At 60.9% G+C, this 23,457-nt stretch carries 21 protein-coding genes; 13 read left to right on the top strand and 8 right to left on the bottom strand.

Features of this window, described 5'->3' with window-relative positions:
• Together argS and MGMAQ_RS08200 are read right to left on the bottom strand one after the other, a co-directional pair.
• Positions 1 to 1,776 carry an arginine--tRNA ligase gene (argS, locus tag MGMAQ_RS08205; RefSeq protein ID WP_046021155.1) on the bottom strand — a complete coding sequence of 592 codons (1,776 nt, stop codon included), beginning with the start codon at positions 1,774 to 1,776 and terminating at the stop codon, positions 1 to 3.
• Positions 1,773 to 2,960 carry a deoxyguanosinetriphosphate triphosphohydrolase gene (locus MGMAQ_RS08200; protein ID WP_046021154.1) on the bottom strand — a complete coding sequence of 396 codons (1,188 nt, stop codon included), beginning with the start codon at positions 2,958 to 2,960 and terminating at the stop codon, positions 1,773 to 1,775. The genes argS and MGMAQ_RS08200 overlap by 4 nt, the downstream gene beginning before the upstream one ends.
• A 118-nt stretch (positions 2,961 to 3,078) precedes the next feature.
• Between MGMAQ_RS08200 and erpA the strand changes: the two genes are divergently transcribed.
• The gene (gene erpA / locus MGMAQ_RS08195; RefSeq protein ID WP_046021153.1) at positions 3,079 to 3,417 is read left to right on the top strand and encodes an iron-sulfur cluster insertion protein ErpA; all 339 of its coding nucleotides are present in this window, start codon (positions 3,079 to 3,081) and stop codon (positions 3,415 to 3,417) included.
• A 37-nt stretch (positions 3,418 to 3,454) separates the two neighbouring features.
• Positions 3,455 to 4,105: a YkgJ family cysteine cluster protein gene (locus MGMAQ_RS19500; protein ID WP_052716245.1), complete on the top strand. Its 651-nt coding sequence runs from the start codon at positions 3,455 to 3,457 to the stop codon at positions 4,103 to 4,105.
• A 19-nt stretch (positions 4,106 to 4,124) separates the two neighbouring features.
• Here the strand turns inward: MGMAQ_RS19500 and MGMAQ_RS08185 are convergent, their stop codons facing one another.
• A complete protein-coding gene (locus MGMAQ_RS08185; protein WP_046021152.1) occupies positions 4,125 to 4,778 on the bottom strand; it encodes a hypothetical protein in 654 nt (217 codons plus the stop codon).
• A gap of 129 nt (positions 4,779 to 4,907) precedes the next feature.
• On the opposite strand from MGMAQ_RS08185, the gene MGMAQ_RS08180 reads away from it, so the two are divergent.
• From MGMAQ_RS08180 to MGMAQ_RS08140, 10 genes are all read left to right on the top strand, one after another.
• The gene (locus MGMAQ_RS08180; RefSeq protein WP_046021151.1) at positions 4,908 to 6,071 is read left to right on the top strand and encodes an FIST signal transduction protein; all 1,164 of its coding nucleotides are present in this window, start codon (positions 4,908 to 4,910) and stop codon (positions 6,069 to 6,071) included.
• Positions 6,072 to 6,086: 15 nt separating this feature from the next.
• On the top strand, positions 6,087 to 7,022 hold the full coding sequence (locus MGMAQ_RS08175; protein ID WP_052716244.1) for a SpoIIE family protein phosphatase: 936 nt from the start codon (positions 6,087 to 6,089) through the stop codon (positions 7,020 to 7,022).
• A gap of 150 nt (positions 7,023 to 7,172) precedes the next feature.
• Entirely contained in the window at positions 7,173 to 7,949 is a 777-nt protein-coding gene (xth, locus tag MGMAQ_RS08170) for an exodeoxyribonuclease III (RefSeq protein WP_046023115.1), read from the top strand.
• A gap of 12 nt (positions 7,950 to 7,961) precedes the next feature.
• Positions 7,962 to 8,657, top strand: coding sequence for a hypothetical protein (locus MGMAQ_RS08165; protein WP_046021150.1), 696 nt, complete (start codon positions 7,962 to 7,964; stop codon positions 8,655 to 8,657).
• A gap of 280 nt (positions 8,658 to 8,937) precedes the next feature.
• Positions 8,938 to 9,090 (top strand): hypothetical protein, encoded by a 153-nt coding sequence (locus MGMAQ_RS21025; RefSeq protein WP_158498813.1) that lies wholly within the window; start codon positions 8,938 to 8,940, stop codon positions 9,088 to 9,090.
• A 77-nt stretch (positions 9,091 to 9,167) separates the two neighbouring features.
• Positions 9,168 to 9,932, top strand: a complete 765-nt coding sequence (locus MGMAQ_RS08160; RefSeq protein WP_046021149.1) for a glycerophosphodiester phosphodiesterase family protein — start codon at positions 9,168 to 9,170, stop codon at positions 9,930 to 9,932.
• Positions 9,925 to 13,506, top strand: coding sequence for a hydantoinase B/oxoprolinase family protein (locus MGMAQ_RS08155; protein WP_046021148.1), 3,582 nt, complete (start codon positions 9,925 to 9,927; stop codon positions 13,504 to 13,506). The genes MGMAQ_RS08160 and MGMAQ_RS08155 overlap by 8 nt, the downstream gene beginning before the upstream one ends.
• Positions 13,507 to 13,592: 86 nt before the next feature.
• Positions 13,593 to 15,977 carry an AMP-binding protein gene (locus tag MGMAQ_RS08150; protein WP_082085338.1) on the top strand — a complete coding sequence of 795 codons (2,385 nt, stop codon included), beginning with the start codon at positions 13,593 to 13,595 and terminating at the stop codon, positions 15,975 to 15,977.
• 6 nt (positions 15,978 to 15,983) lie between these two features.
• Positions 15,984 to 17,138: an MBOAT family O-acyltransferase gene (locus MGMAQ_RS08145; protein WP_046021146.1), complete on the top strand. Its 1,155-nt coding sequence runs from the start codon at positions 15,984 to 15,986 to the stop codon at positions 17,136 to 17,138.
• A 161-nt stretch (positions 17,139 to 17,299) separates the two neighbouring features.
• A complete protein-coding gene (locus tag MGMAQ_RS08140; RefSeq protein ID WP_046021145.1) occupies positions 17,300 to 18,436 on the top strand; it encodes an SGNH/GDSL hydrolase family protein in 1,137 nt (378 codons plus the stop codon).
• On the opposite strand, the gene MGMAQ_RS08135 is transcribed toward MGMAQ_RS08140, so the two are convergent.
• From MGMAQ_RS08135 to MGMAQ_RS08125, 3 genes are all read right to left on the bottom strand, one after another.
• Positions 18,433 to 18,798 carry a rhodanese-like domain-containing protein gene (locus MGMAQ_RS08135; RefSeq protein ID WP_046021144.1) on the bottom strand — a complete coding sequence of 122 codons (366 nt, stop codon included), beginning with the start codon at positions 18,796 to 18,798 and terminating at the stop codon, positions 18,433 to 18,435. The genes MGMAQ_RS08140 and MGMAQ_RS08135 overlap by 4 nt on opposite strands.
• A 107-nt stretch (positions 18,799 to 18,905) precedes the next feature.
• Entirely contained in the window at positions 18,906 to 19,094 is a 189-nt protein-coding gene (locus MGMAQ_RS08130) for a hypothetical protein (RefSeq protein WP_046021143.1), read from the bottom strand.
• A 66-nt stretch (positions 19,095 to 19,160) separates the two neighbouring features.
• The gene (locus MGMAQ_RS08125) at positions 19,161 to 19,424 is read right to left on the bottom strand and encodes a cupin domain-containing protein (RefSeq protein ID WP_046023114.1); all 264 of its coding nucleotides are present in this window, start codon (positions 19,422 to 19,424) and stop codon (positions 19,161 to 19,163) included.
• On the opposite strand from MGMAQ_RS08125, the gene MGMAQ_RS08120 reads away from it, so the two are divergent.
• Complete coding sequence (locus tag MGMAQ_RS08120) at positions 19,423 to 19,950, top strand: GFA family protein (RefSeq protein WP_252508701.1); 528 nt, start codon at positions 19,423 to 19,425, stop codon at positions 19,948 to 19,950. The two genes, MGMAQ_RS08125 and MGMAQ_RS08120, sit on opposite strands and share 2 nt — an antisense overlap.
• Positions 19,951 to 20,248: 298 nt before the next feature.
• Here MGMAQ_RS08120 and MGMAQ_RS08115 read toward each other — a convergent pair whose 3' ends face one another.
• Positions 20,249 to 20,497 carry a hypothetical protein gene (locus MGMAQ_RS08115; RefSeq protein ID WP_046021141.1) on the bottom strand — a complete coding sequence of 83 codons (249 nt, stop codon included), beginning with the start codon at positions 20,495 to 20,497 and terminating at the stop codon, positions 20,249 to 20,251.
• A 66-nt stretch (positions 20,498 to 20,563) separates the two neighbouring features.
• Positions 20,564 to 23,413 (bottom strand): excinuclease ABC subunit UvrA, encoded by a 2,850-nt coding sequence (uvrA, locus tag MGMAQ_RS08110; RefSeq protein WP_046021140.1) that lies wholly within the window; start codon positions 23,411 to 23,413, stop codon positions 20,564 to 20,566.
• Positions 23,414 to 23,457 lie beyond the last annotated feature (44 nt).

The following is a 23,457-nucleotide window of genomic DNA, read 5'->3' as shown; positions in this document are numbered from 1 at the left end:
TCAGCGCATCTCCTCGAGCGGCGTCACGCCAAATACACCCAGGCCCGATGCCACCACCGTGGCCACGCCCATCAACAGCGCCAGACGTGCGCGGGTCAGGTCCCGGTCCTCTTCGGCGATAAAGCGCAGGCTGGCATCGCGATTGCCCTTGGTCCATAGGGTATGAAATTGCGCGGCCAGTTCATAGAGGTAATAGGCCACCCGATGCGGCTCGTGAGCCTCGGCAGCAGCTTCCACCTGGCGCGGCCAGGCGGCCAGGGTCTTGATCAGCGCCAGTTCGTCCTCGCTTCTCAAGGGAGACAGGTCCGCTTCGGCCAGGGCTCCGGCGCTCAGATCCAGGCCATCGAACATCTCCGTCGCCGAGCGGAAAACCGAATGGCAGCGGGCATGGGCGTACTGCACATAGAACACCGGATTATCTTTGGATTGCTCTGTCACCTTGACCAGATCGAAATCCAGGTGGGCGTCGTTCTTGCGGGTCAGCATGATGAAGCGCACCACATCCTTGCCAACTTGATCGATCACCTCACGAAGCGTGACGAAGGTTCCGGCCCGCTTGGACATTTTCACCGGTTTTCCGTCGCTGAGCAGGTTCACCATCTGACAGAGCTTGACGTCCAGTTCGCCCTCGCCGCCGGTCAGGGCCTTGACCGCCGCCTGCATGCGTTTGACGTAGCCGCCGTGGTCGGCGCCCCAGACATCGATCATGTCGGCGAAACCACGCGCCACCTTGTCCTTGTGATAGGCCATGTCGGTGGCGAAATAGGTCCAGCCGCCGTCGGACTTCTTCAACGGTCGATCCACGTCGTCGCCGAACTCGGAGGCCTTGAACAGATATAGCGGCACCGGTTCCCAGTCATCGGGCTTCTTGCCCTTGGGCGGTTCCAGCACGCCCGTATAGGCCAGTCCTTTTTCTTCCAGGTACTGGGCCGCGGCGTCCACCGCCCCGGCCTGCACCAATTCCCGCTCGGAGGTGAAGGCAGCGAATTCCACGCCCAAGGCCCCCAGGTCGGCGCGGATCAGGTCCATCATCTTGTCCACGCCATAGAGGCGCAGTTCAGGCAGCCAAAGCGCTTCATCCAGGTCGGCCCACTTATCCCCGTCACGCGCGGCCAGGGCCTCGGCGGCGGGCACTAGATAGTCACCGCCATACTCCACCGTTCCCGCCGCGCGGGCCGCGTCGAAATCAGCGGGGGTCTTGCGCCCCAGGGCGATCAGGTAGCGAAAATGCAGCGACCGGGCCAGGGCATCCACCTGGGCGCCCGCGTCGTTGATGTAGTACTCGCGAGTGACATCGAAGCCCGCCTTGGCCAGCAGCGAGGCCAGCACATCACCGACCACCGCGCCGCGCCCGTGGCCCACATGCATGGGACCGGTGGGATTGGCCGAGACGTACTCCACATTGACCTTGCGTCCGCCGCCCATGCCCGACTCCCCATAGGACGGTCCGGCGACCAGCACCGCTTTCAGCAGATCCAGCCAGAAGCCATCGGCGATACGCAGATTGATGAATCCCGGCCCGGCCACGTCGGTTCCGGTGACCTCCTCCAGGGCGTCCAGCTTGGCGGCGATTTTTTCGGCCAGGTCGCGCGGCTTCATCTTGGCCTGCTTGGACAGCACCAGGGCGGCATTGGTGGAAATATCCCCATGCGACGGATCACGCGGCGGTTCCACGGAAATACGGCTGACATCCAAGCCTTCGGGCAGCTCCCCCTCGGCGGCCAGCTGGTCGAGGACGGTATTCAGTTTATCGGTGAAGGTCTTGAAGAGGTTCATGAGGTCCTTGCCTGCACGTCGAAAAGGATTTGATGTTCATCCAGCGCCGCCCGGTCGGTCTTGCCGGCGATGTAGTCCATGACCGCCAGGGCGGTTTCCGGACTGCCCGGGTCCCCGGCCACCGCCTGCCATTCATCGGGCAGACAATTGGGCTCCTCAAGCAGCAAGGTCGCCAGTTGCAGCACCACCCGACGGGCCTTGCTGGTCATGCGGTTGACCTTGTAATGCCTGTACATGTTTTCGAAAAGAAACTTCTTCAACGCCTTGTCATTGCTGGCCATGACCTCCGAGAATCCGGCCACCGGCTGGGCATGGTTGCGGATATCGTCCGGATGCTGGGCTCCCAGATCGGCGATCCGCCGCCGAGTTTCGGCCAAAAGGTCATGCACCATCAGCCCGATCAGCCTGCGCACCGCCTCGTGTACCTTGCGAGACCAGTCGATATCCGGGTGCTCTTTCTCCACCTGGGCGAATACCGGCCCGACCAACGGCACGTCGGCCAGATCGGCGATGCTGAACAGCCCGGCTCGCAGGCCGTCGTCGATATCGTGGTTGTTATAGGCCACGTCGTCGGAAAGCGCGGCGATCTGCGCCTCGGGCCCGGCATAGGTGCTCAGTTCCAGGTCGTGATGGGCATTGTAGTCGACAATGGTCCCGGGCAGCGGCTTGATGGGAGCCCCCTGCCCATCCACCAAAGGCCCATTGTGCTTAACCACCCCTTCGAGAGTCTCCCAGGTCAGGTTCAAGCCATCGAACTGGGCGTAGCGCTTCTCCAGCGCGGTGACCACCTTCAGGGACTGGGCGTTATGGTCGAAGCCGCCATAGGGAGTCATGATTTCCTGCAGGGCGTCCTCCCCCGCATGACCGAACGGCGGATGACCCAGATCATGGGCCAGGGCCAGGGCCTCGCCCATGTCCTCGTTCAACGACAGAGAGCGGCAGACCGAACGGGCGATTTGCGAGACTTCCAGGCTATGGGTCAGCCGGGTTCGGAAAAAATCGCCTTCGTGATTGACGAAAACCTGGGTTTTGTATTCCAGACGCCGGAAGGCCGCCGAATGGATAATACGGTCCCGATCGCGCTGGAAACACGAGCGCGTCTCGCTTTCCGGTTCGGGATACAGGCGGCCCCGGCTTTGCTCGGGACGGCAGGCATAGGGGGCGAGGCTGGACATGGGTGACATGGCGGGACCCTACTCGGAATGTGGAACCACCCGCAATGCCTACCTCTTGGAAATTGACAATTGGTGAAGCGACCCCAAATATGAGCAAAGAGTTATATGCATTTTGAGGACCCAGACCATGTCCGAGACTCCCCAGGTGACCATTTCCGACAATGCCGCCAAGCGCATTGCCCAACTCATCGAGATGGAAGGCGACGAAAGCCTTATGTTGCGTCTGTCTATTTCCGGCGGCGGTTGCGCCGGATTCTCCTATGGCTTCAGCCTCGACAAGGCGACCAACGACGATGACGTGCAATTCGAGCATGACGGCGTAAAGGTGATCATCGACGAGACCTCCTTGGACCTGCTCGGCGGCTCGGAGATCGATTTTGTCCAGGACATGATGGGCGCCTCGTTCCAGGTCAAGAACCCCAACGCCAGCTCCACCTGCGGCTGCGGCACCTCGTTCGGGATCTGAGCGCCTGACACCCGAGGAAAAACAGCTCGTCGTCCGGTTGGCCAAGACCATCCTGGCCGATATCCGGAAGACACCCAAACGCCACGCCTTGGCGGAGGCCGCCCGTTCGGCCCAAGCCCTTTACGAAACCAACGTGGCCGACCTCGATCCTGAGGACATCGCCTGTCGGGCGGGCTGCGGTGGCTGCTGTCACTCTCATGTGGGGATCGAACCGGCGGAGGCCTTCGCCATCCTCCAATACCTGCAAGCGAACCGCACGGAGGCGGAAACCGCCGCCCTCTTTCCCCGAGTCCGACAGGTGGCCCAACAGGTGGCGGACCTGAATCCAGGCTCCCGCTGGGCCAAGCAAATCCCCTGCGCCTTCCTGGAACCCGACGCCGGGACCTGTGGCATCTACGCCGCCCGCCCGCTGGCCTGTCGAGGCTACAACAGCCTCGACGTGGAGGCCTGCCACCTGTCCCGGCTGACCCTCGACCACGCGGTGAAAATGCCCGCCGACGGAGAACGGATGGGCCGCGCCAACACCCTGCGCCACGCCCTGGCCGACGCCACGGCACGCCTGCTCAATCTACGCCAGACGCCCGACCACCGGGAACTGCATCAAATGCTCATGGACGCGCTGGAAAGCGGCAGCGAGATGGCCTGGGGAAAGCAGATGAAACAGCGGGCCCGGGCTGGGCGCCTCTGAACTTGGGCGAGGCCCCTCCTCACCAATCCCGACACTTGTTATGCTCCTGCCGATAGGCCTCCGGCGTGTCGATGGCGCTGTTGGCGCGGTCCATGTTGTCCTCCAGGCGCCGCAGGTCTGCTTGCAGGCGGCGGCTAAGACGGTTCAGCATGGCTTGGGTGGTGGCATTGATGTCTGAGGTCCAGACTACCGGCTCGCGCATGGCCGCATCGATCACCCGGGCCTTGAAGGCCGCCAGGGAGTCGGCCAGTTCGCGGCGGTACAGGGCCACATGGGTCAGTTCATGCTCCTTGGTCACCCGATAGGCGCAGCTGCCGGGGCGGTACTTGCGGGCGATATAGACCTCGAAGTCCTTGAACCCCAGATGCAGATCGACCCGGGACAGGGAGACGCAATAGCGCCGCCCGTCGGTGGTGGTGGTGCGGGTCCGGGCCTGCAGGCGATAGTCCAGCACCCGCCGGGTCAGGCCGAGCACCCGTTCGCCGTTGCCGTAGTTGCCCGGCCCGGTCATGCGTTTGAGATCGGTGAGGGTCTTGGTGTTATAGAATCGCACCCCGCCCCGGTCGCTGGTCAGGGCCACATCCACCAGGGTATCGCCGCCCGGGCAGCGCTGTTGTGCGTTGGCGGGCTGGGCAAGGAGGATCAGGGCCAGAACGGAAAGCAGGACTCGCATGGGAGTAAGGTAAGGCCAAGCTCATCCGCTTCCAAGGGCCGCGAAGGAATTTCGCCGCCAATTTTCCGGTTTTGCGGTCCACTATTTTTCACGTAAGCTTCCAACCTCTTCATTTATCGGGAGTCTTGAATGCTTTCCGTGGTGACCGCCCATAGCGAAGATCCCGATGTGGATGGGGCTCTCGACGATCTTCTCGACGATGCCAGGCGAAACCTCGGAGATCGCCAACCCAGCGCCGCCCTGCTGCTGGCCGCCTTTGACATGGACCACCAAAAGCTGTTGTCGGGAATCAACCAAGCCTGGCCCGGTTTGACCCTGATCGGCGGTACCACCGATGGCGAGATTTCCAATGCATTGCCCTTCGCAGAGGATTCCACTGTCTTGATGCTGTTTTGCTCGGAGCTGGTGGACATCACCGCCGGTCTGGGCAGAAACCTGGGCAAAGATATGGTGACCGCCTGCCATCAGGCGCTCGACGAGGCGCGTGCCGGAACAGAGAAAGTGCCCGCTCTCTGCATTACCGTTCCCGAGTCGGTCGGTTTGGATGGGCAGACCCTGGTGGAGACCTTTACCGGCATCCTGGGCGAGCAGGATGTCCCGCTGCTGGGCGCCACCACCGCCGACCAATGGCAGTTCACCGGCAGCAAGCAGTTCTTCGGCGCGGAAGTTGTCAGCGACAGCCTTCCCATTTTGTTGTTCAGCGGCCCCCTCGCCTATTCCTATGCCGTAGCCAGTGGTTGGAAGGGGATCGGCGAACCGGGCATCGTCACCCGCTCCGAAGGACCGGTGGTGTACGAGGTGGACGGCGCACCGGCAATCGAATTCTACCGTAAGTTTTTGGGGGACCATGCCATGCCCAGTGGCAGCATACCCCTGGCTCTGCTCGACGACCAGGGACGCATCGAAGCCCTTCGTGCCCCTCCCGGCATTGTTGATGGCGAAACCGGCTCCATCACTTTCCTGGCCCATGTGCGCCAGGGTGCGCGGGTTCAGATTACCGTTGCCGATCGGGACTCCATCCTTGACGGCTGCCGAACATCCACCCAACAGGCCCACGACCGTTTCCCGAACGACAAACAGCCTCAGGCGGCACTATTCTTTTCCTGCGCCGGTCGACGCATGCTTCTCGGCACCCGGGTCCGGGAAGAAGGCGCGATCATCCGGGACGTCTTGGGGGAAGACCTCCCTCACGGCGGATTCTACGGGTATGGGGAGATCGCCCCCTATACGGCGGAGGACCAGCGGGCCCGTTTCCACAATGAGTCCTTCATCGCTTTGCTATTGGGGGAATAGGAGGTGCGGGACCAAATGAACGACAGCCTCACCGCGCTGGAAAAGGAAAACCGCATCCTGCGCAAACAACTGGCCCGCTCCGAGTCCAACCGGGCTATCGGAGAAGGGATGAAAGATCAGATGGATGTCCTCTATCAGTCGGTGATCGAGGATCTCCAGGCCACCAAGAACTCGCTCACAGATGCCTTCGATACCATTTCCGAATCCATCCACTACGCCAGTCGCATTCAGCGCTCGGTGCTGCCAACCACGGAAGTCATGGCTCGAGCTTTTGCCGATCACTTTGTGTTGTGGGAGCCGAGGGACGTGGTGGGGGGCGATATCTATTGGTGTGGCCGCTGGGGCGACGGCGTCCTGATCCTGTTGGGAGATTGCACCGGTCACGGCGTGCCGGGTGCCTTCATGACCCTGATCGCCATTGGCGCCATCGAACGGGCTAAACCCGATCTGGCGGCAGGCGATGTGTCGACCTTGATTCAGCGGGTTAATCAATATGTCCAGACCACCCTCGGGCAGGACAGTCACCGGGGAGAATCCGACGACGGATTGGAACTGGGTGCCTGTTTCGTCAATACCGCCGCGCGCACCTTGACCTACTCGGGTGCCCGTTTCGATCTGTTCGTGGTCGACAGGGACGAGGTCTTGGAAATCAAGGGCACGAAAAAAGGCATCGGCTATCGCGGTATCGATTACGCTCAGCGCTACGACCTGCATAACCTCCAGATACGCGACGACTGCCGCTACTACCTCACCTCGGACGGACTGATCGACCAGATTGGTGGGGAGCGACGGCGGTCGTTCGGCAAGAAGCGTTTCCGTGCCCTGCTACGATCCGTCGCCCAATCCCCCATGAGCGAGCAGAGCCATAGAATTCTTCAGGCTCTCGCCGACTTTCAAGGCGCCGAAAAGCGGCGGGACGATGTCTCGGTCATCGGCTTCAAGGTCTTCTGACATCGTGGCGCCCTCATCGGTCCGAGTCTATGGCGGCGCCTGGAACCCCTGCCTGGCGATCAGCGGCATCGGACATCAGGCCCGATGAGCCTGCACCTGAGCAAGAAAACCGGCTATGAAGGGATAAACCGTCGGAATTCGGAGTCTCCCATGCCCACCATCGCCACCTGGAACGTCAATTCGGTCAAGGCCCGCCTGCCCCATTTGCTCAAATGGCTGGAAGAGGCCTCTCCCGACGTTGTCTTGCTGCAAGAAATCAAATGCGTCGATGAAGGGTTCCCGACGTTGGAAGTGGGAGGCTTGGGCTATCAGATCGCGACTTCGGGCCAAAAGACCTACAACGGCGTGGCAATCCTTTCCAAGACTCCCATCGAGGTGCTGCAAACCGCCCTACCCGGTGATGCCGACGATCCCCAGGCCCGATACTTGGAAGCCCGCACCGCCGGGATACGAGTGGCGTCGATCTATTTACCCAACGGCAACGGCGGCGACGAGAAATACGCCTACAAACTGGCCTGGATGGAACGCCTTTGCGCCCATGCCCGGGGGCTGCTGGCAACCGAAGAGGCTGTCATTCTCGGCGGCGATTACAACGTCGCGCCGGAAGACGAAGACTGCCACGACCCGCAAGGCTGGGCCGACGATGCCCTGTGCCGCCCGGCCAGCCGCGCCGCCTTCCGCAAGCTGCTCTGGCTGGGCTATACCGATGCCTACAAGACCCTGAATCCGGAGCCGGGCCGCTACAGTTGGTGGGACTATCGCGGCGGCGGTTGGCAAAAGGACCTCGGCGTCCGCATCGACCACCTGCTCCTCTCCCCCCAGGCCGCCGACCGATTGGACGCCGCCGACATCGACCGCATCCCGCGCGGATGGGAAAAGCCCAGCGATCATACACCGGTGTGGTGCCGGATCACGGACCAGGTTTAGACGGAACCAACCATGGCCATCACTCGGGTTGAATTTGATCTTTTCTGGCGTTTGAGCGACCTGGGCCACTTCCCCCGCGCGCCGCGCCTGCTTGAATTGGGGGAACAGCACTGGCTGGGCGATGTCCCGGTCCCGGACCTGGTCGCCCGTTGCATGGCCGCCGCCGAGGATCGGCCGGAAACCCTGCGCAGATTTGCCGAGGACATGGCAGCGGTGAATCAATCTTTCGGCCCTCGCGCCGCCTTCGATCTGGTCAAAGCTTTCTATGGCGTGGTGCTCAACCACCGGGACTATCGCGCCATCGATTTCGTCAGCCCCAACGGCCTGCGGCATGACCTCAACCACCCCCTGCCTTTCAAGGACCTATTCGACGTGGTTACCAATATAGGAACAGCGGAGCATGTGTTCGATACCGCCCAGGTTTACCGCACAGTCCACGACCACTGTCACCCCAATGGACTGATGATCCATACCCAGCCCATGACCGGCCAAGTAAATCATGGATTCTACTCCGTCAGCCCGACCCTCTTTCTCGATCTGGCCCGGGTCAACGATTACGAGATTCTCGAATTGGCTTGCGCGGCCTTTACCCCTCGGGGCGCCTATGTCCCGTTTACCAGCCTGGATGACTACAAGGCCCTGGAAGCCGCGAACGCCTTACCGACCAAGGCGGTACTAAGCTGTGTTTTCCGCAAAAAACCTGAATGACAAGCCTTTCGAAATTCCGCAACAAGGTGCCTACGCCCAGGTGATCGCTCGCAATCAATTAGCTGACTGAATTGTACTGGTTTCAAAAAATGTTCGCTCAGGGATTAGACAATTCGCCCCAACCCCTACCCATTACGATCTCAAAACGAAATTAAATTCCCTCTTTACTCTTTGTTTTTCAACGACTTTTCCAACATGTATAGTTTTATATCGATTCTAATATTGACAGCATGTCATTACTCACCAAAATACTCTGGTATCAACAAGGACGGAGTTACGCATGAGCATTCACACCGGATATCGCATGGACCGCATGGGAACCATTTACCTCCGCTATGTGGACGGTTCCGAACGCCCCGCTACGCGCCCCGAAGTGTTGAAAGTGCTTACTGAACGGCCGGATATCACCGCGTCGCTTACCACCCAGGACTAAACCCGTTCTCCCGTTGCCGACGGGCTCTTGATTGGGCATGCTCCAAGGACTGACACGTCCGGTAAAGGATAGCACCCATGGGGCCCGACGGTTCTTCCCCTCCCATTATTGCCCCCATTATTGCCCCCATTATCGCCCATCGCGGTGCCAGCGCGCGCGCGCCGGAGAACACTTTGGCGGCCATCACGCTCGCCGCCGATCTGGGCGCCCAGGCCGTCGAATTGGATGTGACCGTCAGCGCCGATGGCATCCCGGTGATCCTGCATGATGAAACCCTGGACCGCTGCACCGACGGCAGCGGCCCCGTGGTTCTCAAGACGCTGGAAGAGCTGAAATCCCTGGATGCGGGCTCCTGGTTCGACCCGGGCTTTGCCGGACAACGCATCCCGACCCTGGACGAAGCGCTGAAGCTGATTCGCCAGCGGGATATGACCCTCAACTTGGAGCTCAAACCGACCACGGGATGGGAAGAGCCGACGGTGCAGGCCGTCGTCAAAACCCTCGAACGCCACGTTGTTTCCGGGGAATGGCTGCTGGTTTCCTCCGCGAGCCCGGACTCTTTGGACCTGTTCCGGGCCTCCTTGCCGGAGATTCCTCTGGGACTGATCACCACCGCCGTGCCCCTGCGTTGGCGGACGGTCTTGAAACGGCATCATTGCATCAGTCTGCATTGCCATCAGGCCTTTCTGCACAAACGGCTGGTTGCCGATATTCACGCAGCGGGTTATCTCGTCCATCCCTATACGGTAAATGATCCAGTGCGGGCCAAGGCTCTGTTTGCCATGGGCGTGGACGCGATCTTTACGGACCAACCGGACAGCATGTTGGCTTTGCATGGATAAATGGCAATTCTGGATTGATCGGGGCGGCACTTTCACCGATATCGTCGCCCGACGCCCCGACGGAGCGCTGCTCTCTCAAAAGCTGCTGTCGGAAAATCCGGAGCATTACCAAGATGCCGCCTTGCAGGGAATCCGCAACCTGCTTGGACTGGATTCGGACAAGGCCCTTCCAACCGAGGCCATTGACGCAGTGAAGATGGGCACCACGGTGGCCACCAATGCGCTGCTGGAACGCCGTGGAGATCGCACCGTGCTGGTCACTACGCGGGGATTCGGCGATGCCTTGCGCATTGGCACCCAGGCCCGTCCGGACCTGTTTGCCCGCCATGTGGTGCTGCCTGATCTATTGCATGAACGTGTCATAGAAGCCGACGAACGGATCGCCGCCGACGGCACCATCTTGTGCCCCTTGGATGAACCCAGCCTTCGTGCAGCCCTGCAAGCCGCCCATGACGAGGGCATCCGCGCCTTAGCCATTCTTTTCATGCATGGCTATGGCTACCCCGCTCACGAACAACGCGCGGCTGAAATCGCCCGGCAAGTGGGCTTTACCCAAATCTCGATCAGCCACCGGGTCAGCCCGTTGATGAAACTGGTGCCGCGCGGCGATACCACGGTGGTGGATGCCTATCTGTCGCCGATCCTGCGTCGCTACGTGGATCAGGTGGCGGCGCCCTTGGGCGAGGCTCGCCTGCTGTTCATGCAGTCCAGTGGCGGTCTGACCGACGCCCGCCTGTTTCAGGGCAAGGACGCCATCCTTTCCGGACCCGCCGGAGGCGTGGTGGGCATGGTACGGACGGCGGCGCAGGCCGGGTTCACCAAGCTGATCGGCTTTGACATGGGCGGCACGTCCACCGATGTCACCCACTATGATGGCCAGTTCGAGCGCAGCTTCGAGACCCAGGTAGCCGGGGTGCGCATGCGCGCGCCGATGATGCATATCCACACGGTGGCCGCCGGAGGCGGCTCCATCCTGCGCTTCGACGGCAGCCGCTTCCGGGTCGGGCCAGACTCCGCGGGGGCCGATCCCGGTCCGGCCTGCTACCGGCGCGGCGGTCCTTTGGCGGTGACCGACTGCAATGTCATGCTGGGCCGCATTCAGCCCGACCACTTCCCCAAGGTCTTCGGCCCCCAGGCCGATCAACCGCTGGACGCCGAAATCGTACGACACAAATTCGAAGCCCGGGCCGCCGATTTGCCCGACCGCCCGACCGCCGAACAAGTGGCCGAGGGATTCTTGCGTATTGCCGTTGAAAACATGGCCAATGCCATCAAGAAAATATCGGTACAACGGGGCTATGACGTCACCCGATATACCCTGCAATGCTTCGGCGGCGCCGGAGGGCAGCATGCCTGCCGGGTGGCCGATGCCTTGGGCATGACCCGGGTGTTTCTGCATCCTTTCGCGGGCGTTCTATCGGCCTATGGCATGGGACTGGCGGATGTGCGGGCGATGCGGGAAGCGCAAGTGGAAAGAGTGTTCGGACCCGACGCCGGAACATCGGTGGCCGATGCTTGCACGAAGCCCGAACAAGAGGCGCGCGCTGAGCTGTCGAAACAAGGCGTTACCGCCGACCTCATCACCGTGGCGCATACAGCTCTGCTGCGCTATGCCGGAACCGATACCGCCCTGCCCGTCCCGGCCGGGTCAACCACTGCCATGCGCGCGCATTTCGAGCAGGCTCACCGGCAACGCTTCGGCTTCATCAATGCCGATCGGGATATGGTCATCGAGGCGGTAACGGTGGAAGCCATGGCAACCACGGAAACCGCCGACGAAGTAAACCATCCCATAGGCACCGCCGCCCCGCCCGCGCCCCGCGACCAAGTGCGCCTGCATGGACAAGACCGTTGGCAAACCGTGCCGCTATATCATCGCGACGACCTGTGCCCGGGGCAGACTTTCACCGGTCCGGCGATTATTGTCGAAGCCACCGGCACGGTAGTACTGGAAAACGGTTGGCAGGCCCAGGTCAACGGCTTCGAACACCTGATCCTGGAACGCCATGAAGCCCGTCCGGTCACCGAGGCAATCGGTACCCGCGCCGATCCGGTGATGCTGGAGGTGTTCAACAACTTGTTCATGTCCATCGCCGAGCAGATGGGGGGCACCCTGGCCAATACGGCGTCGTCGGTGAATATCAAGGAACGGCTGGATTTCTCCTGCGCCCTGTTCGATGGCGAAGGCAACCTGGTAGCCAATGCGCCGCATGTGCCGGTGCATCTGGGCTCCATGGGCGAGACGGTACGCACGGTCATCCGTGACAACCATGCGACCATGAAACCCGGTGACCACTTCGCCCTCAACGCGCCCTACAATGGCGGCACTCACTTGCCCGACGTGACCGTCATCTCGCCACTGTTCGACGAATCAGGCGACCAGGTGCTGTTCTATGTGGGATCGCGAGGCCATCATGCGGACATCGGAGGGCGCACCCCCGGTTCTTCGCCGCCGGACAGCCGACATATCGACGAGGAAGGCGTGCTGATCGACAATTTCCTGTTGGTCGAGCAAGGCCGTTTCCGCGAGTCCGAGACCCGCGCCCTGCTGGCGTCGGGCCGCTATCCCTGCCGCAATCCGGATCAGAATATTCAGGATTTGACCGCCCAGGTGGCGGCCAACGAGACCGGCCTGCGCGAGCTGCGCGAAATAATCACCCATTTTGGTCTGGATGTGGTGCGCGCCTATATGGGCCATGTGCAGGACAACGCAGAGGAATCCGTGCGCCGGGTGCTTGATGTGCTGACGGACGGCTCGTTCACCTATCCATTGGATAGCGGTGCGGAGATCCGCGTGCGCATCTCGGTTGATAAAATGAACCGTCAAGCGACCATCGACTTCACCGGCACCTCGCCCCAGGACCCGGGCAACTACAATGCCCCCTTGGCGGTCTGCAAGGCGGCGGTGCTCTATGTGTTCCGCTGTCTGGTGGATGACCGCATTCCCCTCAACGAGGGCTGTCTGAAGCCGCTCGATCTGATCGTACCGGAGGGCAGCCTGATCCATCCCCGCTACCCGGCGGCGGTGATCGCCGGGAATACCGAGGTCTCTCAAGCCATCACCGATGCTTTGTTCGGAGCCCTCGGAATCTTGGCATCATCCCAGGGCACCATGAACAACTTTGTCTATGGCAACGAAACCCATCAAAACTACGAAACCATCTGCGGCGGCACTGGCGCCGGTCCCGATCATCCGGGCACCAGTGCCGTGCATAGCCACATGACCAACACCCGCATGACCGATCCGGAAGTGTTGGAATGGCGTTACCCCATCCGGATCGAGGCGTTTTCCATCCGCCGCGGCTCCGGCGGGACGGGACAATACCCCGGCGGCGATGGTGTCATCCGTCAAATGCGGGTACTCGAGCCCATGACCGCGACCATCCTGTCGTCCCATCGGGAAACCGATCCATACGGCCTGAAGGGTGGCCAGGCAGGGGCTCGGGGACGCAATCGGCTCATAAAGGCCGATGGCGCGGTCGATACTTTGAAAGGAAACGACCAAGTGGCCATGGCGGCCGGTGACCTTTTCGTCATCGAAACCCCGGGCGGCGGCGGGTATGGCTCCCCCTGAGACGGCAATTTCTTTTCCAATCGTTCCTAAACGCGCTACCATGGCCGCACGTAATATCGGCATACAACCCCCACTTCACGCATAATATGCATTCGATCTATCCACCTCTACCCCGGCATATCGCGATCCATGCATCGTCTGTGCCTGACCGTCCCGCTCTCGTTGACGGCGACGATGTCCTTTCCTATGCCGCGCTTGATCGACGCGTGCGACAAGGCGTTGCCTTTCTTTCAGCCAGGAACATCGGCCCTGGAGCGCGGGTCATGGTGGTCGCACAAAACAAGATCGATCTGATGATCGCTGTCTTGGCGGGCATGGGAACAGGCGCCGCAGTCTTACCGGTTTCCGCTGCCGAGGAAGACCTGGGCGCCGCCGAAAGCTATTTTCGTCCCCATGCCATCCTGCTGGATCGCAATAGCTTTCGCGCCGAGGCATTTGCATCCGCCAAGCATCGCTTCGACGTCAGCGCATTCGATAGCCAGGCACCAGGTACCCTGCCCGACCTGGACCCGGAATCCATCGGCTTGTTGATCCTGACCTCCGGGACCACTCAGGGTGTCCGCCGGGGTGCCCAGCTTTCCCATCGTTCCCTGTGCCGTACGGCTGCCTATATGAACCAACGCATGGGACTGGACGACACAGTACGCGATCTGGTCAGCGCCCCTTTGGAACATGGGTTCGGCTTGGGCCGTGTCCGTTGCGCCCTGCACCTTGGCGGCACGGCAGTCTTACGGTCGGGTCTGTTTTCGTCGGCTGCCGTGGCCGAGGATCTTGTCGACAAGCAATGCACCATGCTGTCAGCGGCTGTTTCCGCCATGACCATCCTGATCGAGGGCTATCTGCCCGCCCTGCGACAATCGGCCGCTAACCTGAAATGGATCGAATTGGGATCCGGCCACCTGCCCCACCACCATCGCGAAACGCTGCTTGAGACCTTCCCAACGACCCGCTGCTTCATCAGCTACGGCCTGACCGAGGCCATTCGCTGCACCATTCTCGAATTGAACGCCGAGCGGGACAAAATCGATACGGTCGGACGCCCTTCCCCCGGTATTGCCTTGCGCCTGACCGATTCCGCCGGTCAACCGATCGACGGTGGCGAAGAAGGTCAGATCCAGGTCTCGGGGCCCAACATGGCCAGCGGCTATTTTGACCAGCCGGAGGCCTGGACCACCAAAAGGGACGGCGACTGGCTGATCACCGGGGACATTGGCACCTTGGACCCGGAGGGTTACCTGACCTACGTGGGCCGCACGGACGACATGATCAATGTGGGCGGCCTCAAGGTCGCCCCGCAAGAGGTGGAAGAAGCTCTCGCCGACCTGATGCAGCCCCGGGCCTATGCCGTGGCCGCCATGGCGGATCCGGCGGAAATCGAGGGGTTTGTGCCTGCATTGTTCATTGAAACCAACGGCGCTGATCTTGATCTCAATCTCGAAGTGGTGCGCGATCACCTGCGCGACCGGCTACCCAACTTCAAGATTCCCCGCCAGCTGGTGGCCGTCGATGAATTGCCGCGCACCACCGGCACCGCCAAAATTCGCCGCGCTGCCCTGGCCGAAACCGCGCGGGCTATGCAAGAAACCGCACTGTACACCGTCGAAACCCTCATCACCGACCTGATGGAAATTCGTCCCAGATGGCCCGCGGTGGAAGGCGGAATGAATCTCTCCCGGCGACGCTTGGCGGCAAAATTGATAAAGCAGGCGCCGACCGGTTCGCCCGCGCTCGACTTGTTGATGCGGGAACGGACCACCGGTGACAACGCTCTGGCCCGGGAGGCAGTCCAATGGCGTGAGCTGTTTCCCCTGGAGCCGGAACGGACCCTGGCCATCGTTGATGATTCCGAAACGGCCCCCCTCACCGCTTCGCTCATCCTGCATACTTTGAAACACCAGTCCCGAGTGCTCTTTCTCGACCGCGGTCGTTGCTCGGTCGCCGCCGATTTGGGCGCGCTCTACCGGACCCGGGCCCGCCATATCCTTCTTGATTCAAACCGGGCCGTCCGGTGGGCCGAGGCGGACCGCCATTTGAGCGATGGTCGCCCCCACGAGGGCTTCCAACGACTGGCGATCGTGAGTCCGTCACCACCGCCTGAAATCACCGCCCGGTTCTTTGAAGCTCTTGGATTGCCCCCCTTTTTGCTGACCAAGCTCGGCGGTCAATGGCGTTTGTCTCCCCTGCCGACCTCGGACCCCTCGACCGTCGGCGAGGGGCCTTCGGTATGGGAACGATTGCGGGGCATTGCCGCATCCGTCTTCAATGTCGAGCCGGATCAGCTGTCGCGCCGCTCGACACCAGGCAACACGACGGGATGGGATTCTCTGGCTTTCGTCACGCTCTTGACGGAGACGGAAATCCAATTCGGCCTTTCGTTAAGTCACCGGGAAATCATGATTATTGAATGCCTGGGGGATCTCCAAAGGCTTCTTGAAGACCGCCTATCCCGGCCTTCGGATGGGGAGGACTGAGCCCCCATGCATTACCTTTCCTTGGAATATCTGCTGTGGATGATTGGGACCTTCAGTCTCTTTTGGCTCGCCCCAGCCCGCTGGCGTGCGCGGGTGTTGATTGTTTTAACCCTGGCATTTTTGCTCCGCACATCCCCCTTGTCGGCGGGTATTCTGACATTTTTCACCTTGGTGACAACCTATGTGGCGGGGCGGCGTGATCCCAACGGCCCCACCATTGCGGCAACAGGCCTGCTCTTCATCTCGGTTTTGGTTTATTTCAAACTGAATGCCGCCGGACAGTCTATCGAGTCCATCATCTCCGACGCCATCATTCCCCTGGGCCTGTCCTATTACACCTTCCGCTGTCTGCATTTGTTGTTCGAACGATATCGGGGCCGATTTCAAGAGACCACCCCCATGGAAATTGTCGGCTATCTGTTCTTTCTGCCGACCATTCTTGTCGGTCCCATTCACCGCTTCGACGCCTACCAGCGAGACCTGTATCGGACCCGCATGGAGCGGGACATGCTGCCCGAGGGGATCGAGCGCATCCTCTACGGCTATGTGAAAATTGGCTTTCTGGGCAACTACCTGATCAACGGATTGCTTGGCGACTATGTGGATCAGCTACCGCCCGAACAGACCGCCCTGGCGGCTTATTTGTGGATTGTCCTGGGTGGATTGAACCTGTATTTCCAGTTTTCCGGGTTCGCCGACATTGCCATCGGCTTTTCCCGGTTACTCGGTTTTCGGGTCATGGAGAACTTCAATTGGCCGTTCTTCCGCCGGAACCTCTCTGAGTATTGGCAGTGCTGGCACATCTCCCTGACCGGGTGGTGCCGGGATTACATATATACCTCGGTGGTTTCCGTGACCCGCAGTCCGGCCTTGGGCGCCATTGCCACCTTGCTTGTTCTCGGCCTGTGGCATGAATTGTCCCTGCGCTATATCTGTTGGGGCCTGTACCACGGCATCGGCCTGGTCATCTGGCAACGGTTCCAAAGCCTGAAACCCTCTTTGCCAGCGATCCACTCCCCCTGGCTAAGGGCCGCGTTGACCGGCCTTTCCATCCTCTTTACCGTTCACTATGTCTGGTTCGGCTTTGCCATCGTGCGTAAGGCCAACCTGTCGGAGGTTTTTGACATATGGAAGACAGCAACCATCGGCTTCCTGATGTGAAGCAAGGCGTTTTCGGGTTCCTAAGCCATCGGTTTCCCGACCTTTCCGCCGCCAAGATTTCCGCCCTTTCAGCTATATGGTTGTTGGCCATGCTGGGACTGGCGCTCTTCGGAATGTTCGAGCCACGCGCCGACTTTCACTATTTGGCCATGTAGGGTCTGATGATTTCGGCGCTGCTATTCAAATGGGAAGAATGCTCTCCGAGGACCAAGGAGATCCTCGTCGCGCTCGCCATTCCCGCGTTTCTATTGCTCTTGCTGTTGGCCGGTGAAGTCTTGCTTCGGGGGGCGCAATGGAAGACCTATGGCGCAATTCCGGCGATTGAAATCCGTCGCGTAGCGGAAATCTGGGAATCGATAGATGGACGTCAACGCCCTCGCCCAGGCAGCCGATGGGGAAGCTTGGTCTTTTCAGAAGATGGATTTCGCGGCCTCGCCCTCCGGAAACCGAAACCCGAAGGGGTAATTCGCCTTGGTTTTTTTGGCAGTTCGACCACCTTGAACCGGCATATAAGGAACGACGGAGACACCTGGCCGCATGTGGTGGTGGATCTGCTCCAAAAGAGCTTTCCCCGATGCCGGTTTGACTTTTTCAATGCCGGCATATCCGGTGACCGTATTTCGTTCTTCACCAGGCGCTTGCTAGAGGACGCGGCGCGATTTTCCCCCGACTTGGCGGTCCTTCTGCCTTCTGATCTGGTGTTTCGGGCCCGGGAACAGGCCCGGAAGGCGGGCTTCCCCTTCAAGGGGTATCAACCCAGTGCCTTTGCCCGCGCCTCCCTGCTTTGGCTAAAGCTGGAAAAGAATGCCACGGCCCTCTACCTGCAACGTCAGGCCACCCGCGAGAGGGGCGCATTTCAAATGGATTTCCGGTCTCTTCTTGGCGATATGGAGACCGACCTGAAGCAATTTGTCGAGACGGCCCGCTCCGTTGACGCCCTGCCGGTTTTCGTGGAACAGGCCCCCCGGGCACGGCGGGAACAGTCTGTCTCCGCACAGATGGCGATCATTCACTCCCGGCTGCTTTACCTGCCGGGTGTCCCTCGTTCGGATATTGTCGAAGGGCCCTATGTCTACAATCAGGCAATCGACCAAACTTCGAAGGCACAGGCCGTTCCCAGGATCGCTACCTTGGACCTCATACGGAGCGATCATCGCTACTATACGGACAGCATCCATATGACAAAGGAGGGAAATCGCCTGTTCGGCGAACTGGTGGCGCGCCAGATGGCCGAATCGGCGCAGGTCCGAGATTTGATTGCGCAACGCGGCGGCGGGTGCCTGGAAGGCTCGCCTTAAATGGAATAGTCCATGGCCTCGTACTTGCCGCCCTGGACTTCCAATCCGGCCTTTTTCCACGCGGCGATGCCGCCGGTGAGGTTATAGATTTCCAGCATGCCGTATTCGGTGAGCTGTTTCTGAGCCGCCGCGCCCCTTTTGCCCATGGCACAGATCACCACGACCTTGTTGTGGAAGATGGCCGGGGCCCGTTTGGGGTCGAGAAACGATAAGGGCAGCAGCACCGATCCCGGGATGTTTTCGAAATCGTATTCCGACGCCTCGCGGACGTCCAGAATCACCGCATCGCCCCGCATTTGCCAATCCAGGGCGGTGGCCGGATCTATTTCCGGCAGAGGTGATTCGGTAATGTCATCAGCCATGATGCCAGTATAGCAGAGGGTGCGGCACAGCAATGCCCCTTGTTGACCCGACCCTGTTCGGGTCCCCGTTCACCCATAATGCCGGCAACCGGATGGCAATGGCTGCCTCAATCCTTGGGCGGATAGAGCCACTCCTCGGAGGGCCTTTCAATTTGAATTGGGGCCCGTTCCAGTTCACGCTGGCGACGCAGTTCTTCATCAGCCTGCATGGCGGCAGCGATCAGATCGGTCAGGTCCTCTTCCGGTTCCCAAAGGTCCATGGGGGTTGGGATGGTCGGCATAACGGTCCGGGTCATGATCGCCTCCTAAGCTTTCACCCTTATCATAACCAATATCCGACTTCCTGGCTGTGATGACCGACACTATTCCGCCACCACATAGCGACAGCCCTCGGGCCCTACTTCCGCGGCATGGCTTTCCCCCGCCGGAACATCGAAGCGGTCTCCGGCCCGGTATGTCCTGGAACCAGTGGCGGTGGCTATGGTGATGGCACCGGCCAGCACCACATGGGCGGTCTGGCCCGGGTGGCTATGATGGGGATAACGGGCGCCGGAAGCATCTTCCCAGACGAATACTTGGCCGTAGCCTTCCGCTTGCAGTTGCCGAACGATCTCGCTTTCGGTCATGATGGCCTCATGGATTGATGGAGAGAGAGACAGGCTCATGCTGCTCGAAGGTTCCTGCCACTGCAAGGGGGTGACATTCCGCCTGCATTCGCCGCACCCCTATCCCTATAATCGTTGTTACTGCTCCATCTGCCGCAAGACCCAGGGCGGCGGCGGCTACGCGATCAACCTGTCAGGCGAGGCGGAAACCCTCGAAATCCAAGGCGAGCAAAACCTCAGCGTTTATCAGGTGATCCTTACCGATCCGGACACGGGCGAAACCCGCCCAAGCCCCATGAAGCGCCATTTCTGCAAAATCTGCGGCTCGGGTCTGTGGGCCTGGGACCCGCGCTGGCCGGAATTGGTCCACCCCTTCGCCTCGGCCATCGACACGCCGCTACCGGTGCCGCCGGAACGCACTCACTTAATGCTCGGCTCCAAGGCTGATTGGGTGCCGGTCCATGCCGGGCCGCGCGACAAGACCTTCGAAGAATATCCCGATGAGAGTATCGCGGCATGGCATCAAAGGCTGGGGGTGGAAGGTTAGGAATCCGATCCAGGGAACAACCGGCTCGCATGAAGCACCCGAACGACCACAAGCCGTTGGTCGGTCACCATATAGTAATTGGCGTGGCTGCGATGATTGTGACGCCGTATCCCGAGTCAAAAGCCTTTCGCGTTTAATATGGTCGAGCTTGGTGCCCATTTCAGGATTGGCCGCGATGAGCGCGAAACAGTCACTGCAATCCTGCCGATACGTATCCGCCTGATCCACCCCAAACCGCTCAATGGTTTACTGGGCAATCTCCCTCAGATCGGCCGCGGCCGCCCGGCTCAGGAGATAGTCAGGGACTCTTGTTCGCGCCATCTTCAGCCGCCCCAGCCCATATCTCGTCTAGACTGAGTTCGGAAACTCCGCTGGCCAGTCCTTCGTCAATGAGTTCGCGCAATTGGGCATCACTCTTGCGGGATTCCATCTCGCTCCGGACCAAGTGCTGGAAATACTCGCTCACATTGTCAAAGTGCCTTTCGGCAATGGTGTTCCGGACGTAGCCACCTAGGTCGTCAGACATGGCAATCGAAAATCTCGTCATGACACCCTACCGGTCGTATAAATAGGATAGCACACGATATTATCCTAAAATATCCGATCGCATGGTTCAACGCCCCCCCAACACCCCCTTCAAATACCGCCCCGTATAGCTTTCCGCCACGTCGGCCACATCCTCCGGCGTGCCCGCTGCGACGATCTGCCCGCCGCCGTCGCCGCCCTCGGGGCCGATGTCGAGGATCCAGTCGGCGGTCTTGATGACTTCCAGGTTGTGTTCGATGACCACCACCGTGTTGCCGGTCTCCACCAGGGCGTGGAGTACTTCGAGGAGCTTGCGCACGTCGTCGAAATGCAGGCCGGTGGTCGGTTCGTCGAGGATGTAGAGGGTCTTACCGGTGGCCCGTTTGGACAGCTCCTTGGCCAGTTTGACCCGTTGCGCCTCGCCGCCGGACAGGGTGGTGGCCTGCTGGCCCAGGTGGATATAGCCCAGGCCGACCCGTTCCAGGGTGGTCAGCTTGTCGCGGATGGAAGGCACGGCCTTGAAGAACTGCGCCCCCTCCTCCACCGTCATGTCCAGCACGTCGGCGATGGACTTGCCCCGGAAGGTCACTTCCAGGGTCTCGCGGTTGTAGCGCTTGCCGTGGCAGACGTCGCACTGCACATAGACGTCGGGCAGGAAATGCATCTCGATCTTGATCACGCCATCGCCCTGACAGGCCTCGCAGCGCCCGCCCTTGACGTTGAACGAGAAGCGCCCCGGCTTGTAGCCGCGCTCCTTGGCCTCGGGCAGGGCGGAGAACCAGTCGCGGATGGGGGTGAAGGCGCCGGTGTAGGTGGCCGGGTTGGAGCGCGGCGTGCGGCCAATGGGCGACTGATCGATATCGACAATCTTGTCGATCAGCTCGATCCCGTCGATCCGCTGATGCGGCCCGGCATGCAACCGAGCACCGTGCAGGCGACGGGCCAGGGCCTTCCACAAGGTCTCGATGACCAGTGACGACTTGCCGCCACCGGATACGCCAGTGACGCAGGTAAAGGTGCCCAGCGGGAAGGTGGCATCGACCTTTTGCAGGTTATTGGCTTCGGCGCCGATAACTTTCAACTTACGCCCGCGCTTGGCCTTGCGGCGCTTTTTGGGCACCGGGATCTGCTGCATGCCGATCAGATACTGGCCAGTGAGACTGTCGGCAACGCCCATGACCTCTTCGGGCGTGCCCTCGGCGACCACTTTGCCGCCATGCACCCCGGCGCCGGGCCCCATGTCGATCAGATGATCGGCGGAGCGGATGGCATCCTCGTCATGCTCGACGACGATCACCGTGTTGCCCAGGTCGCGCAACCGCACCAGGGTGGCCAGCAATCGGTCATTGTCCCGCTGGTGCAGGCCGATGGAGGGCTCGTCGAGCACATAGAGCACCCCGGTCAGGCCCGAGCCGATCTGCGATGCCAGGCGGATGCGCTGACTCTCGCCGCCGGATAAAGTCCCCGATGTGCGCGACAAGGTCAGATAATCCAGCCCCACATTGACCAGAAACCCCAGCCGCTCGTTGATTTCCCGCAGGATGCGCCGGGCGATCTCGCTGTGCTGGTCGGACAGGTGGTTATCGAGTTGGCTGAACCATTCCAGGGCACCGCGAATGGACAGTTGGGTCACTTCGGAAATGTCCTTTCCGTCGATCTTCACCGCCAGAGCCTCGGGCTTCAGGCGCCGCCCGCCGCAGGCATCGCAGGTGGTGATGGTCTGGTACTTGCCCAACTCGTCGCGCACCCAGGCGGAATCCGTGTCCCGCCAACGCCGCGCCATGTTGGGAATGACGCCCTCGAAAGGCCTTTCGACCGAATAGCTCTTCTTGCCCTCGGCATAGACGAAGGAGATGACCTCATCGCCCGATCCATGAAGAACCACCTTTTGCGCCGCCTTGGGCAATTGGCCGAAAGGCGTGACCATGTCGAAGCCGTAATGCACCGCCAGGCTCTCCAGCGTCTGCCGATACATCCGCGACGAGGCGTTGGCCCAGGGGGCGATGGCGCCATCGGTCAAGGACAGCCGGTCGTCCGGGACCACCAATTCCGGGTCGAAATACATCTCGGTGCCCAAGCCGTCACAGGACGGACAGGCACCAAAGGGATTGTTGAAGGAGAACAGCCGGGGCTCGATCTCCTCGATGGTGAAGCCGGAAACCGGACAGGCGAACTTGGCGGAAAAGGTCGTACTCTCACCGCTCTTGGCATCCTCGACGAAGGCCAGGCCGTCGGCCAGATCGAGCGCCGTCTCGAAGCTATCGGCCAGGCGCTTCATCAAGGCCACGGCCGCCTCGCCTTGTTCCTTGCGCAGGACAAGACGATCCACCACTACTTCGATGGAATGCTTGATCTTTTTATCCAGGTCGGGGACTTCCTCGATGTCATACATCTCCCCGTCGACCCGCACGCGGGCGAAGCCCTTGCCGCGCAACTCCTGGAATTCCTTGCGATACTCCCCCTTGCGACCGCGCACGATGGGGGCCAGCAGATAGAGCCGCGTGCCTTCTTCCATGGCCATCACCCGGTCGACCATCTGGCTCACCGTCTGGCTTTCGATGGGCAGGCCGGTGGCCGGGGAATGGGGAATACCGACCCGCGCCCAGAGCAATCGCATATAATCGTAGATCTCGGTCACCGTGCCCACCGTGGAGCGCGGGTTCTTGGACGTGGTCTTTTGCTCGATGGAGATGGCCGGGCTCAGGCCCTCGATGGAGTCCACGTCCGGCTTCTGCATCAGTTCAAGAAACTGTCGCGCGTAGGCCGACAGGGACTCCACATAGCGCCGCTGTCCCTCGGCATAGATGGTGTCGAAGGCCAACGAGGATTTTCCCGAGCCCGACAGCCCTGTAATGACGGTCAGTTGATCGCGGGGAATCTCGACGGTGACATCACGCAGATTATGTTCGCGGGCGCCGCGTACGATGAGCTTTTCCATGGCCGCTTATATGGCCCGGATGGCGGCGGAAATCGAGTCCGTTC

This window comes from Magnetospira sp. QH-2, assembly GCF_000968135.1.
Taxonomy (GTDB): Bacteria; Pseudomonadota; Alphaproteobacteria; order Rhodospirillales; family Magnetospiraceae; genus Magnetospira.
This window is presented reverse-complemented; position numbering and strand designations above follow the sequence as displayed.